Here is a 12,426-nt window from a genome sequence, read left to right as displayed (position 1 = left end):
GTCGGAACGGAGACGGTGCGCTGGGAGCCAAGTCCGGTACGGGCCGCCGACCTAACGTCCTGTCATGTGTCCGAGCGGGCCGGGCCCGTGACCTCCGCCCGCTCGGACATCCACGTCGCCGCCCGCACCGGTGCGGCGGCCCGAACCCGTCACAGGAGGTTGTCGAGGTGCCTGCAATGCCGGTCGGCGGGCTGGTTCCCCGCGCGGTCGACGACGCCGCCGACGTCGTCGTCCGCAACGCGAAGATCTACACCGGGGACGCCCGCCGTCCACAGGCCGGCGCCCTCGCCGTCCGCGACGGCCTGATCACCGCCGTCGGGGACGACGCGGACGTCGCCCCGCTCATCGGACCGGCCACCACCGTGGTCGACGCCCTCGGGCGGCGCGTGGTGCCCGGGCTCAACGACGCGCACCTGCACGTGATCCGGGGCGGCCTCAACTACGTCCTGGAGCTGCGCTGGGACGGCGTCACCTCGCTGCGCCAGGCCCTGGCGATGCTGCGGGAGCAGGCCGCCCGCACCCCCGCGGGGCAGTGGGTGCGGGTGGTGGGCGGCTGGTCGGCGGAGCAGTTCGCCGAGCGGCGGCTGCCGACGCCCGCCGAGTTGAACGAGGCCGCGCCGGACACCCCGGTGTTCGTCCTGCACCTCTACCAGTCGGCGATCCTCAACCGCGCGGCCCTGAAGGCCGCCGGCTACACCCGGGACACCCCCGACCCGAGGGGCGGCCGGATCGTCCGGGGCCGCGGCGGCGAGCCCAACGGCATGCTGCTGGCCGCCCCGAGTGCCCTGGTCCTCTACTCCACGCTGGCCAAGGCCCCGGTGTTGGAGGGCGAGGACCGCCGGACGTCCACCCGGCACTTCCTGCGCGAGCTGAATCGCTTCGGGCTGACCTCGGCGATCGACGCCGCCGGCGGGTTCCAGAACTTCCCCGAGAACTACGCCACGGTGACCGAACTCGCCCGCGAGGGGCTGCTCTCACTGCGCATCGCCTACCACCTGTTCCCGCAGACCGCGGGCCAGGAACTGGACGACCTCGCCCGGTGGATCGAGACGGTCCGCCCGGGGGACGGCGACGAATGGCTGCGGCTGAACGGCGCCGGCGAGAACCTCACCTGGGCCGCCGCCGACTTCGAGAACTTCGCCGAACCCCGGCCCGAACTCGAAGGCTACGAAGCCGAGTTCGAGAAGGCCGTCCGGCTGCTCATGGAGAACGGCTGGGGCTTCCGGCTGCACGCGACCTACGACGAGACGATCCGGCGCGACCTCGCGGTGTTCGAGAAGCTGGCCGCCGAGGGCCTCTTCCCGGTCGGCAACCGGTGGCTGTTCGACCACGCGGAGACCGTCTCCCCGGAGAGCCTCGACCGGATCGCGGCGCTCGGCGGCTCGCTCTCGGTGCAGAACCGGCTCTCCTTCCAGGGCGAGGCGTTCACCCGCCGGTACGGCTTCGGCGCGGCCGCCGAGGCGCCGCCGATCCGCGCGATGCTGGACCGCGGGCTGGCCGTCGCGGCCGGCACCGACGCCACCCGGGTGTCCTCGTACAACCCGTGGGTCGCCCTGCACTGGCTGGTCTCCGGCCGCACGGTCGGCGGCCTGGCGATCCGGCCGCCGCAGAACCGGGTGGACCGGGCGACCGCGCTCGCGATGTACACCACGGCGGGCGCCGCGCTCACCGGCGAGCAGGACGTCAAGGGTGTGCTGCGGCCCGGCTGTTACGGCGACCTGGCGGTCCTGTCCGAGGACTACTTCACCGTGCCCGAGCCGGACATCCCGGCCATCGAGTCCCTGCTCACCGTCGTCGGCGGCCGGATCGTCCACGCGGCGGCCGAGTACGAGGGCATGGACGAGGAACTCCCGGCGGTCAGCCCGGACTGGAGCCCGGTCGCCCACTTCGGCGGCTACCAGGCCTCCGGCCGTCCCCCGGGCGGTACTTCGGGCCGTATCTCCGGCAGCACCTCCGGCAGCACCTCCGCCGCGGGCGCCCGCCAGGCGGAGCTGCTCGGCGAGGTCGTCGCCGAGTCCGAGCTGCACCGCCGGTGGCGCGTCGAACGCGGTCTCGCGGCCGGACAGCACCAGCCGTTCGACCCCTGCTTCCTCCTCTGACCACCTTCCCCAGCCCCGCGCGGACCACCGCGCGGGGGACTCACCGAAACAACCGAAGGGAACCCCGTCATGGTCGACCTCACCCAGGTCCGCGCCACCCCCAGCCCCGACCTGCTGACCCCCGACAACGCCGTGGTGCTGTTCGTGGACCACCAGCCGCAGATGTTCTTCGGCACCGGCAGCGGCGACCGCACCGCGATCATCAACGCCACCGTCGGCCTCGCCAAGGCCGCCCGCGCCTTCGACGTGCCCGCCGTGCTGACCACCGTCGCCGCCGAGTCCTTCTCCGGCCCGCTGCTGCCGCAGCTGGCCGCGGTCTTCCCCAAGGCCGAGATCCTCGACCGCACCTCGATGAACGCCTGGGAGGACGAGGCGGTCGTCGAGGCGGTCAAGGCCACCGGGCGCGGCAAGGTCGTCATCGCCGGCCTGTGGACCGAGGTCTGCCTGGTCCTGCCGGTCCTGTCGATGATCGACCAGGGCTACGAGGTCTACGTCGTCACCGACGCCTCCGGCGGCGTCTCCCCGCAGGCCCACGAGCACGCTGTCCAGCGGATGACCCAGGCCGGCGCGGTGCCGGTCACCTGGGTCCAGGTGCTGCTCGAACTCCAGCGTGACTGGGCCCGGACGGAGACCTACGGCGCCGTCATGGAGATCGTCAAGGAGCACGCCGGCGCGTACGGCCTCGGGGTCGTCTACGCCCAGGCCGTCATCGGCGAGCACGCCGCCGGCTGACCCGCTCCGGCGACACCGCTCCGGCGACACCGCACCGGCGACACCGCACCAGCGACACCGCATCAGAACAGGGACCAGGGACAGGACACGATGGATACCGGACTGCTGATCCTCCGCGTGGTGGTGGGCCTGCTCATCGCCGGACACGGAACACAGAAGGTGAGCCACCGCCTCGGCGGCCGCGGCCTCACCGGCGGCACCGAGGAGTTCCGGCACGACGGCTTCCGCGGCGGGGCGCTCACCGCGCTCGCCGCGGGCGCCGGGCAGATCGGTTCGGGCCTGTTCCTGGCCCTGGGCGCGCTCACGCCGCCGGCGGCCATGGTCGCCATGGGCGTGATGACGGTGGCGATCACCGTCAAGCTGCCGCACGGGCTCTGGGTGCAGGACGACGGCTACGAGTACCCGCTGGTACTGGTCGTCGTCACGGGAGCGCTCGCCCTCACCGGTCCGGGCCGCTGGTCCGTGGACCACGCCGCCGGCCTGAGCGCCTGGCCGCTCTGGCTGTCGGTCGCGGCCCTGGTGCTCGGCCCGGCGAGCGGGCTGCTCACCCGGCTCGCCCTGCACCGCCCGCCCACGCCCGAGGAGGCCACCGCCAGTGCGCGCCCTGCTGACTGACGCCCTGCGGGCCGTCGCCCCGCCGCGCACCGACCGACACGGTCCGCTGCCGCCGCTGATGCTGCTGCTGACGGTCACCACCGGGGTGGTCGACGCGGTGAGCTACCTGGGCCTCGGCCACGTCTTCGTGGCCAACATGACCGGCAACGTGGTCTTCCTCGGCTTCGCCCTGGCGGGCGCCCCGGGCCTGTCGGCCACCGCCTCGCTGGTCTCCCTTGCGGCGTTCCTGACCGGCGCGCTCGCCGGCGGACGGCTCGGCAGCCGACTGGCGGCCCACCGCGGGCGCCTGCTGGTCGCGGCCACCGGCGCCCAGACCGTCCTCACCGCCGGCGCCGCCGTCACCGCCGCGATCGCGGACGGCGGCGCCGACTACGCCCTGATCGTCCTGCTGGGCCTGGCCATGGGGCTGCAGAACGCGGTGGTCCGGAGGCTCGCCGTACCCGACCTGACCACCACCGTCCTCACCCTCACCCTGACCGGCCTCGCCGCCGACTCGACCCCGGCCGGCGGCGCGGCACCGCGGCCGGGGCGCCGGATCCTCTCCGCGCTGGCGATGCTGCTCGGCGGCCTCGCGGGCGCGGCCCTGGTCCTGAGCGGACCGCTCGCCGCGGCCCTCGCCCTCGCCGCCCTGCTGCTCCTGGCCACCGCGGTGGCCGCCCACCGGGTCTCGGCCCCCGACGCGCCCTGGGCCGCGCCGACCGGCTGAACGGCGGGGACCGGCCTGAAAGGTACCCACGACAACCGCGCGCCCGGTGTGTCCCTCGCTCGGAGGCCGGGTGCGCACCACGACCGGGAGGTCACCCCATGAAACGACGCCCGACCCGACGCCTCACCCGACGGCTGGTCCCGCTGGTGGCGGCCATCGCCGCGCTGACGGCGGTCCCCACCGCCTCACTGGCCCAGGGCACCCAGGCCACGCCGCCGGCCTCACACCGGCAGTTGGCCGTCGGCCCGCAGTACGACTCCACCCACGTGTACGTCGAACCGGGCACCGAGCAGGCGTTCGCGGCCAGTTGGGTGGCCACCTTCGGCGGGACGACGATCGGGCCGAACGCCACGCAGGTGACGCCCACGCCCAGCCGGACACTCTCCGAGCTGGTGATCTCCCCGGTCGGCACGCTGTCCGTGTTCGACTTCACCACGCCCGTCCCGTACCCGTTCGGCACCGAGCGCACCGGCTGGCTGGTCACCGACCTCGACCAGGCCGTCCGCGCCGCCCGGGCCGACGGCGCCGCCGTGACCGTGGCACCCTTCGCCGACCCGATCGGCCGGGACGCCGTCATCCGGTTCCCCGGCGGGGTCAACGCCCAGCTCTACGTGCACACCACGCCGCCGTCCTACCCCGAACTGGCCAGCGTGCCGGAGAACCGGCTCTACCTGTCACCGGACGAGGTCGGCGCCTTCCTGCGCAGCTTCCTCCCCTTCACCGGCGGACGGATCGTCTCCGACGACCGCCGGGCCGACGGCGCCGCGATCGGACTGTCCGGCACCACCTACCGGCTGCTGCGCCTCACCTCCGGCTTCGGCACCACGACGGTCGCCGTGACGGACGGCCACCTGCCGTACCCCTTCGGCCGCGAGCTCACCGGCTACGGCGTGGCGGACCTCGGCGCCACCCTGGCGCGGGCGAAGGCCGCCGGGGCGTCCGTGCTGTGGGGACCGGTCTCCGCCGGCGGCCGGGACAGCGCGATGGTGCGGTTCCCGGGCGGCTACACCGCGGAGGTCCACACCGCGGGGGTCCACACCGACCGCTGACCGGCCGCCGTGCCCACCGCCGCCGTGCCCCGGCCGCGGTGGGCACGGCGCAGGTCGAGCACGGCCGGCGCACCGGCCAGCCAGCCCCGCCGCTCGTGGCGTCCCCGCCGGCTCCGACGCACCATGAGGTCACGACGGTGCTCCGGAACCGCGGCGCACCCCACAGCACCCCGGCCCTTCGCCGGGGCGTCCAGCGAGGAGTCCGATGCGCGAGTTCCTGGTCGAGATCACCACCACCGTGCCCGACGGCACCGCCCCCGCCGAGGTCGACCGCCGCCGGGCCGCCGAAGCGGTCCGCGCCCGCGAACTCGCCGCCGCCGGCCACCTGGCCCGCCTCTGGCGCCCGGTCGGCGAACTGCGAAGCATCGGCCTCTGGCGCGCCGCCGACGAGCGCGAGCTGCACGACGAGGTGCTCGGCACCCTCCCGCTGCGCCCGTGGATGACCCTCACCGTGACCGCCCTCGAACCCCACCCCAACGACCCGGGACAGCCGTAGGCCCTGGGCCCGTCTTCGAACCCCCGTCTGCGGGGCGACGCTCCCCCAGCCTTCGGCCGGGAGGTACCCCCATCCTCCGCCTTGCGATGCGCGCACCCCAACGCCGTTCCGCCCGCCGTCCGGGCGGACGACGGGGGTTCGAAGACGGGCCCCAGACCGACGCCCCGCCCAGCCGGGAAGGGCGGGCTCGACAACCCAGCGCGCCCTGCCCGGTCCGGAGTGCCCGTGGTGTGCGGCGCCGTTCCGCGCGCCGCCGGGAGTGTCAGCCCTTGAGCCAGTCCTGGTAGCGGGTCGGTGCCAGGCGGGCGCCGGGGCCCGGGGTGAGGACGTCTCCGTGGACGGCGGCGAACAGGCCGGCCTGGTCGTCGACGACGACGGGGCGCCGGTCGCCCCGCGCGGCCAGCGTCATGCGGCCGATCTCGTCGAGCGTGAACGTGTCGGGGCCCGCGATGTCGAGGATCCCGTCGAGCGGCGTGCCGGTGGCCACGTCCGCGAGGACGTCGACGATGTCGCGGCTGGCGATCGGCTGGAGCGGCGTCGCCGGCAGTCGCACCGCGGTCTCGTCCGAGGTCCACGACATGGTCGGCTCCATGAACTCGAAGAACTGGGTGGCGCGCACGATCGAGTAGGGCGTCGGACCGTTGCGCAGCAGCTCTTCCTGGAGCGTCTTGGCGCGGTAGTAGTCCAGTTCGGGGACCTGGTCCACGCCGACGATGGACAGGACCACCTGGTGGCGTACGCCGGCCCGCTCGCCCGCGGCGAGGAGGTTGCCCACCGTGGTCCGGAAGAACTCGATCGACTTCTCGTCGAACGTGGGGGAGTTGGTCACGTTCACCACTGCCTCCGCGCCGGCGAGCGCGCCGTCGAGGCCGGCCCCGGTGAGCAGGTCGACGCCGGACGACAGGGACGCGGCGGTGACCTCGTGGCCTCGTGCGGTCAGCTCGGTGGCGAGCTGCGAGCCGATGAGTCCGGTGCCGATGACGGTGATCTTCATGGTGCGCCTTCCTTCGCGAGTCCGTGAGCCGAGCCCCCGCAAACTCGGATACCTGATATCCGAGATAGTACTCGGATATCCTGTGTCCGAGTCAAGTGGAGGTGGCATGAAACTGTCCGGTGGCGTGGAGTGGGCGCTGCACTGCTGCGTGGTGCTGACCGCGGCCGGTGATCCGGTGCCGGCGGCCCGGCTGGCCGCGCTGCACGACGTGTCGCCGAGCTACCTGGCCAAGCAGATGCAGGCGCTGTCCCGCGCGGGCCTGGTGCACTCGATCCAGGGCAAGACCGGCGGCTACGTCCTCACCAGGAAGCCCGAGGAGGTCAGCCTGCTGGACGTGGTGCAGGCCGTCGACGGGGCGAACCCCGCGTTCGTCTGCACCGAGATACGCCAGCGCGGACCGCTGGGGACGCCGCCGGAGCAGTGCACGAAGCGGTGCCCGATCGCCCGGGCGATGGGAGCCGCCGACGCGGCGTGGCGCGCGTCGCTGGCCGCCGTCACGATCGCGGACCTCGCCGCGTCGGTGGAGGAGGACAGCGGCCCCGAGGCCCTGCCCAGGATCGGCGCCTGGCTGAACACGGGCCCGGACGACCGGCCTCACTGACCGTCTTCAGGGGCCGGACACGGAACCGCCGGGGCCGGGCGACCTCGACGGTCGTCCGGCCCCGGCGGGGTGTGGCTCAGGCAGTGGCGAGCGAGACCTCCGTCGACGTGATCAGGGCGACGACGGCGGAGCCCTCGGCCAGGCCGAGGTCGGCGCAGGCGTCGGCGGTGATGGCCTGCCCCGGGCAGTGTCCCGAATCCACCCGGGCCGACCTGGTGCGCCGCGGCCTTGGGTACTGCGATTACGCGAGATCCTCCGCGGTGAGGCGTCGGAGGAGGGCGAGCAGGGTTGCGCGGTCGGGTTCGGGGAGGGGGGTGAAGCAGGCGGCGAGGACCTCGTCGGCGATCTTGTGGCCGGCGGCCAGGAGGCGCTCGCCCTCGGGGGTGAGGTGGTGCTCGATGCGTCGGCCGTGGCCCGGCCGGCGTTCGGCCACGCCCTGGGCCGTCAGGCGGCGGACCAGGGTTCCGAAGGCCTGCTCGGTCTGGAAGGTCGCGGCGGCGAGTTCGCGGGCCGATGCCCCGGGTGCGCGGCTGATCGCGCGCAGGGCGTCCCATTGGGCCAGCGTGGTGCCGATGGCCGAGAGGGCGCTGTCGAGCGTCCGGTGCTGCCGGTACTGGGCCTGCTTGACCGCTCTGCCGAGTTCCTGCAGCTCATTGCTCATGGGCTGAGTCTACGGCATGACCAAGCTAGCTTATATAAAGATGTTTAGTTACTGTGGGGGCATGACGACAGAACACACCGCAGACCTGGCCCTCACCCTGTCCGAAGCCGGCGCCGGCAGGCCGGTCCTGCTCCTGCACGGCGGCGGGGGCCCGGCCACCGTCACCGGCCTCGCCCAGCACCTCTCCCGGACCGCGCACACCGTCACGCCCGTGCACCCCGGCTGGGACGGCACCCACCGTCCGGCCTGGCTCACCGGCATCGACGACCTCGCCGTCGCCTACCTCGACCACCTGCGGGACCGCCGGCTGGACGACGTCCTGGTCATCGGCTCCTCGCTGGGCGGCTGGATCGCCGCCGAGATGGCCGTACGCGACACCGAGGGGACCATCACCGGCCTCGTCCTCATCGACGCCGTCGGCGTGCACATCGACACGGAACCGATCACCGACTTCTTCGCTCTCGACGCGCGCGGCGCGGCGGAGCACTCCTGGCACGACCCGGACCGCTACCACGTCGACCCCGCGGGCCTCCCCGTCGAGGAACTCGCCCGCCGGCAGGCCAACATGGCCACCATGCGGACCCTCGCGGGCGACCCCTACATGCACGACCCCGAGCTGCTGGGCCGGCTCGGGCGGGTCCAGGTGCCGACCCGCCTCCTCTGGGGGGAGAGCGACCGCATCGTCACCCCCGCATACGGCGCCGCGTACGCCGAGGCCTTCGCCGACGCGGTGCTCGAGGTCATCCCCGGGGCGGGCCACCTCCCGCAGATCGAACAGCCGGAGGCCACCCTCGCCCTGATCGACGCCCATCTGCGCCGGACGGGCGGTCGTTGACCGATCGCGTCAGCCGTTCAGCCGTTCAGCCGTGTTCCGCCGAGCCGGTGAGCCGGAGCTTGCGCTGGGCCCGCTGGTAGAACGTGGTGTGGCCGAGCCGTACGACGCTGGCGGCGGCGGGCAGCATGGTCACCTCGACGCTGTCGCCCGGTGAGACGTGGCCGACCAGGCGGCCGTCAGCCTCGATGGCGAGGTCGCCGCTGTGCGGCAGGACCTCCAGGTCGAGCCGCTCGCCGCTGGAGAGGAATACGGAGCGGTTGAACGCGGCGTGCGGAGCGACGGGGGTGATCAGCAGCCCCTCCGCGTTGGGGGAGACGATCGGGCCGCCGGCGGAGAAGCTGTACGCGGTGGAGCCGGTCGGAGTGGCGACGACGACCGCGTCGGCGGTGTAGGCCACGAAGGGCTCGCCCTGGACCCGTACGGCGACCGCCGCGGACTTGTGCCCCGGGCTGCGCAGGAGCACGACGTCGTTGAGGGCCGTCTCCTGGGCGGCCCCGAAGCGGGCGTGGACGGCGGAGCGGCCCTCCACGGTGAAGCGGTGGGCGTCGACGGCGTCCAGCGCGGCGGGGAGTTCCGGTATGTCGACCTCGGCGAGGAAGCCCAGGCGACCGACGTTGACGCCCAGGACCGGCGCGTGGCCCCCGGTCGCGAGCCGCATGGCGCGCAGCATGGTGCCGTCCCCGCCGAGGCTGATCAGCAGATCGGTGCCGGTGGCCAGCTCCTCGGCCTCGACCGGGATGGCCTCGCAGCCGATCCGGGCCACCTCCGCCGCCAGTCCCAGCACCTTCGTCCCCCGGGCCCGGCTCCACCGGACCACGGCCTCCACGGTGGGGGCGCAGGTGCGCTCGGGGTGGAGCACCAGCCCCACCGTGCCGATGAATCCCATCCGGGCCACCTCGATGTCGGCCGGGTCACGGTTGCTCCCTCCAGTCACGCACAGCCGGTCGCCACCTTCAAGGCCGGCTGCGAAGGCCACCGGCGAAGGCGACCTGCGAAGGCCACCTGCACAGGCCGTCGCCGCTCGTCGTGGAATCTCCGGGTGAGCCGGCTGGTTGGGATTCGACAGGGACGGCCCGACGGCATCGGCATCGACATCGACGCCGACGTTCGACGCTCCGAGCAGAGGGCCCGTCCGAGCCCGTGTCGGGAGGCGTGTCCGATGGCTGACAGCACCATCCGGGGGATCGATCCGTCCGTGCGGCCGAGCGGGGACGGATGCGTGGAGTGCCTGGCGGGGGACGGGCCGGGGTGGTGGTTCCACCTGCGCCGATGCGCCGAGTGCGGGCACATCGGCTGCTGCGACTCCTCGCCTTCGCAGCACGGCACCCGGCATGCCCGAGCCGTGGGGCACCCGTTCCTGGCCAGCTTCGAGCCCGGTGAGGCCTGGTTGTGGAACATCGAGACCGAGCAGTACTACGAGGGGCCGGAGCTCGCGGCGCCCGCCGCGCACCCGGTCTCGCAGCCGACGCCCGGCCCGCAGGGCAAGGTCCCGGCCGACTGGCAGGCGCACCTGCACTGACCTGCATTGACCCGCAATGACCTGCCCGAACGGGCCCGGACGGGCTCAGAGCGGCGGGGCCGGAAGCCGGGGGTCGGTGATGCCGCCCGGGCAGGCGAGGTGGGCGACGTCCCAGCCGGCCCGGGCGGCTCCGGCGCGGTAGGCGCTCTCGTAGAAGGCGAGTACGGTCGCTCGCGGATCGGCCTCGGCGCGGGCCGCGTCGTACCGCAGGACGGCCAGGTGGCTGTTGTTGAGCTCGGTCCACCGGGCGGACGACGGCGTGAGCGGGTCCTCGGCGAGGTGCGGGGGCTCGGGAGTCGTGTAGGAGTAGAAGGCCGGTTCGCCCAGGTTCGCGTCCCCGAACCAGAACCCGAAGCTGATCAGCTCCCGGGAGTACGCCTCGCGGGTCACCGGGTCCACGTGCGAGGGCTGGTCGAGGGCGCCTCCGGAGAACCGGGTGTGGGCGAGGTCGAACGAGTGCCAGAACAGGTGGACGGGGCTGACCTTGCCCGAGAAGCGCGCCGCGAACTCCTCCAGCACCAGTCCGACCTGACCGAGCACCTGCCACTGGCGGTTCGCCCAGGCGGGATCGTAGGTCGCGTGCTCGAAGTCCTCGGCGAACGGCCGGTCCGCGTCCGGCAGCCCGTACGGCCGGGGCACCCGGATCTCCACCCGGACGCCCAGGTCCGCCAGGGTTTCCAAGGTCTGCCGGTAGAACGAGGCGACGGACTGGTCGAGGAGCGGGAAGGACGCGGACCTGCCGTCCGCTATCGCGACGACCAGCCGGTGGTCGACGAAGTCGAAGTCGATGGTGAAGACCGGGTTGCCGTCGACCTGCCCCATCGGCCGGGTGGTGATCCCGCGCCCGGTGAGGTGGAAGGGGACGTTCCACCAGTGGTTGCGCCGCACGCTCGCCGCGAGGCGGATCTTGCCCACCACCTGGGCGAAGCGGTGCAGCGTCTCTTTGGTGTCCCGCCACTCGGTGAGCGGCAGCGGTGGGAACAGCTCCATCGCGTGTCCCTCCTGTCCGTCGGCGGCAGTTCCATGATGACCACCGTGGTCCGGACGCGCAGGGGGAGGCGGCCGGGCGGAGAGCCCGTACGTCGAGGCACCCGTGCCCCGACCGCGTGGCAGCTCGGCGGGGCAGGGGTCGAGGGGACTCAGCGCCGTGGAGACGGTAGCTCCCCGGACGCGACACGGTTCCGGACGGCGTCCAGGGTGCGGGCGATGAGGAGCGACTCGGCGAGCGGGACGAGGTGGGCGGAGGTGTCGCCCTCCGCCGCCGCGTCCACCGACTCGACCATGAGGCGGTAGGGGTCCTGGGGCGGGTAGTGGCGGGGGAGGCCTCCGCCGGTGGTGGTGAGCGTGCTGGGGGCCGCGCCGGCGCAGAAGGCCGGCGGGGTGAGGGTGAGCGAGCCGCCCGTGCCGGTGGTGGTGAAGGTCTCGGACATGTCGCCCGTGAGCGAGCAGCCGACCTCGGCCACCCCCCGGCCGGGGAAGGTGAGCAGGAAGCGGGTGGCGGAGTCGGCGGAGCCGGTCTCCCAGTGGTCCTGCTCGGCCCGGACCACGTCCGGGGCCTGCCAGGCGAAGGCGGCGAGCGCGGCCGAGACGGCGTAGTAGCCGACGTCGTAGAGGGCGCCGCCGCCGAGGGTGGCGTCCAGGCGGTAGTTGCCGGGGGCGGGGGCGAGGCCGTCGAACCGGGCGGTGACGGTGTGGACGGTGCCGATCGCGCCACCGGTGATCAGGGATTCGAGGTCCCGGGTGCGCGGGTGCCAGCGGTTCCAGGCCGCCTCGACGAGCAGCCGTCCGGTCGCGCGGGCGGTGGCGGTCATCGCGGTGACCTCGGCGGCGGTCAGCCCGAGCGGCTTCTCGCACAGCACGTGCTTGCCCGCACGGAGGGCGCGCTCCACCCAGGGGCGGTGGGCGCTGTTGTGGAGCGCGATGTAGACGACGTCGACGGCCGGGTCGTCCAGCAGGTCCTCGTAGCGGGTGTACACCCGGGCCGGGTCGAGGGCCTTGGCCCGGCGGGCGTCGGTCGCGGCGACGGCGTGCAGGCGCGGCCGGTCGGCGGCGTGGACGGCGGGTGCGAGACTGGAGGCGGCGATCGAACCGGCTCCCAGGAAACCCCAGTTGGCCATGG

At 73.8% G+C, this 12,426-nt stretch carries 15 protein-coding genes; 9 read left to right on the top strand and 6 right to left on the bottom strand.

From position 1 onward, the window contains the following. The first annotated feature begins 176 nt into the window (after positions 1-176). The 6 genes from ACYP53_RS21780 to ACYP53_RS21755 all read left to right on the top strand — a co-directional run bounded on the left by ACYP53_RS21780 (position 177) and on the right by ACYP53_RS21755 (position 5,697). Positions 177-2,099, top strand: coding sequence for an amidohydrolase (locus tag ACYP53_RS21780; RefSeq protein WP_459649806.1), 1,923 nt, complete (start codon positions 177-179; stop codon positions 2,097-2,099). A 69-nt stretch (positions 2,100-2,168) separates the two neighbouring features. Then, complete coding sequence (locus ACYP53_RS21775; protein WP_189921544.1) at positions 2,169-2,831, top strand: hydrolase; 663 nt, start codon at positions 2,169-2,171, stop codon at positions 2,829-2,831. 90 nt (positions 2,832-2,921) lie between these two features. Next, positions 2,922-3,446, top strand: coding sequence for a DoxX family protein (locus ACYP53_RS21770; RefSeq protein ID WP_459648612.1), 525 nt, complete (start codon positions 2,922-2,924; stop codon positions 3,444-3,446). Next, positions 3,427-4,152, top strand: coding sequence for a YoaK family protein (locus ACYP53_RS21765; protein WP_459648611.1), 726 nt, complete (start codon positions 3,427-3,429; stop codon positions 4,150-4,152). The genes ACYP53_RS21770 and ACYP53_RS21765 overlap by 20 nt, the downstream gene beginning before the upstream one ends. Positions 4,153-4,250: 98 nt before the next feature. Continuing rightward, positions 4,251-5,201 (top strand): VOC family protein, encoded by a 951-nt coding sequence (locus ACYP53_RS21760; RefSeq protein WP_459648610.1) that lies wholly within the window; start codon positions 4,251-4,253, stop codon positions 5,199-5,201. A 205-nt stretch (positions 5,202-5,406) separates the two neighbouring features. Then, positions 5,407-5,697 (top strand): muconolactone Delta-isomerase family protein, encoded by a 291-nt coding sequence (locus tag ACYP53_RS21755; RefSeq protein WP_189921538.1) that lies wholly within the window; start codon positions 5,407-5,409, stop codon positions 5,695-5,697. 262 nt (positions 5,698-5,959) lie between these two features. Here ACYP53_RS21755 and ACYP53_RS21750 read toward each other — a convergent pair whose 3' ends face one another. Next, positions 5,960-6,691 (bottom strand): SDR family oxidoreductase, encoded by a 732-nt coding sequence (locus ACYP53_RS21750; protein ID WP_459648609.1) that lies wholly within the window; start codon positions 6,689-6,691, stop codon positions 5,960-5,962. A gap of 106 nt (positions 6,692-6,797) precedes the next feature. On the opposite strand from ACYP53_RS21750, the gene ACYP53_RS21745 reads away from it, so the two are divergent. Next, positions 6,798-7,292 (top strand): RrF2 family transcriptional regulator, encoded by a 495-nt coding sequence (locus ACYP53_RS21745; protein ID WP_189921534.1) that lies wholly within the window; start codon positions 6,798-6,800, stop codon positions 7,290-7,292. Positions 7,293-7,368: 76 nt separating this feature from the next. On the opposite strand, the gene ACYP53_RS21740 is transcribed toward ACYP53_RS21745, so the two are convergent. Further along, positions 7,369-7,494, bottom strand: a complete 126-nt coding sequence (locus tag ACYP53_RS21740) for a hypothetical protein (protein ID WP_459648608.1) — start codon at positions 7,492-7,494, stop codon at positions 7,369-7,371. A 39-nt stretch (positions 7,495-7,533) separates the two neighbouring features. Then, positions 7,534-7,953 (bottom strand): MarR family winged helix-turn-helix transcriptional regulator, encoded by a 420-nt coding sequence (locus ACYP53_RS21735; RefSeq protein ID WP_459648607.1) that lies wholly within the window; start codon positions 7,951-7,953, stop codon positions 7,534-7,536. Positions 7,954-8,014: 61 nt separating this feature from the next. Here ACYP53_RS21735 and ACYP53_RS21730 point away from each other — a divergent pair, with 61 nt between their 5' ends. Further along, positions 8,015-8,788: an alpha/beta fold hydrolase gene (locus tag ACYP53_RS21730; RefSeq protein WP_459648606.1), complete on the top strand. Its 774-nt coding sequence runs from the start codon at positions 8,015-8,017 to the stop codon at positions 8,786-8,788. A 25-nt stretch (positions 8,789-8,813) separates the two neighbouring features. Here ACYP53_RS21730 and ACYP53_RS21725 read toward each other — a convergent pair whose 3' ends face one another. Beyond that, entirely contained in the window at positions 8,814-9,722 is a 909-nt protein-coding gene (locus ACYP53_RS21725; RefSeq protein WP_229928959.1) for an NAD(+)/NADH kinase, read from the bottom strand. Positions 9,723-9,947: 225 nt separating this feature from the next. Here ACYP53_RS21725 and ACYP53_RS21720 point away from each other — a divergent pair, with 225 nt between their 5' ends. Next, the gene (locus tag ACYP53_RS21720) at positions 9,948-10,307 is read left to right on the top strand and encodes a UBP-type zinc finger domain-containing protein (protein ID WP_459648605.1); all 360 of its coding nucleotides are present in this window, start codon (positions 9,948-9,950) and stop codon (positions 10,305-10,307) included. 45 nt (positions 10,308-10,352) lie between these two features. On the opposite strand, the gene ACYP53_RS21715 is transcribed toward ACYP53_RS21720, so the two are convergent. Further along, complete coding sequence (locus ACYP53_RS21715) at positions 10,353-11,297, bottom strand: DUF5996 family protein (protein WP_459648604.1); 945 nt, start codon at positions 11,295-11,297, stop codon at positions 10,353-10,355. Between the two features lie 149 nt (positions 11,298-11,446). Next, positions 11,447-12,424, bottom strand: a complete 978-nt coding sequence (locus tag ACYP53_RS21710) for a Gfo/Idh/MocA family protein (protein ID WP_459648603.1) — start codon at positions 12,422-12,424, stop codon at positions 11,447-11,449. Positions 12,425-12,426: the final 2 nt, after the last annotated feature.

The sequence above is a fragment of the Kitasatospora sp. Ki12 genome (assembly GCF_054601375.1).
The sequence above is the reverse complement of the archived record's forward strand: the minus strand, read 5'-3'. Positions and strand labels throughout refer to the sequence as shown.

Bases quoted from the DNA above. Each gene is read 5' to 3' on its own strand.
- ACYP53_RS21780 (WP_459649806.1), top strand. From the start codon at position 177: ATGCCGGTCGGCGGGCTGGTTCCCCGCGCGGTCGACGACGCCGCCGAC.
- ACYP53_RS21775 (WP_189921544.1), top strand. From the start codon at position 2,169: ATGGTCGACCTCACCCAGGTCCGCGCCACCCCCAGCCCCGACCTGCTG.
- ACYP53_RS21770 (WP_459648612.1), top strand. From the start codon at position 2,922: ATGGATACCGGACTGCTGATCCTCCGCGTGGTGGTGGGCCTGCTCATC.
- ACYP53_RS21760 (WP_459648610.1), top strand. From the start codon at position 4,251: ATGAAACGACGCCCGACCCGACGCCTCACCCGACGGCTGGTCCCGCTG.
- ACYP53_RS21755 (WP_189921538.1), top strand. From the start codon at position 5,407: ATGCGCGAGTTCCTGGTCGAGATCACCACCACCGTGCCCGACGGCACC.
- ACYP53_RS21750 (WP_459648609.1), bottom strand. From the start codon at position 6,691: ATGAAGATCACCGTCATCGGCACCGGACTCATCGGCTCGCAGCTCGCC.
- ACYP53_RS21745 (WP_189921534.1), top strand. From the start codon at position 6,798: ATGAAACTGTCCGGTGGCGTGGAGTGGGCGCTGCACTGCTGCGTGGTG.
- ACYP53_RS21735 (WP_459648607.1), bottom strand. From the start codon at position 7,953: ATGAGCAATGAGCTGCAGGAACTCGGCAGAGCGGTCAAGCAGGCCCAG.
- ACYP53_RS21730 (WP_459648606.1), top strand. From the start codon at position 8,015: ATGACGACAGAACACACCGCAGACCTGGCCCTCACCCTGTCCGAAGCC.
- ACYP53_RS21720 (WP_459648605.1), top strand. From the start codon at position 9,948: ATGGCTGACAGCACCATCCGGGGGATCGATCCGTCCGTGCGGCCGAGC.
- ACYP53_RS21715 (WP_459648604.1), bottom strand. From the start codon at position 11,297: ATGGAGCTGTTCCCACCGCTGCCGCTCACCGAGTGGCGGGACACCAAA.
- ACYP53_RS21710 (WP_459648603.1), bottom strand. From the start codon at position 12,424: ATGGCCAACTGGGGTTTCCTGGGAGCCGGTTCGATCGCCGCCTCCAGT.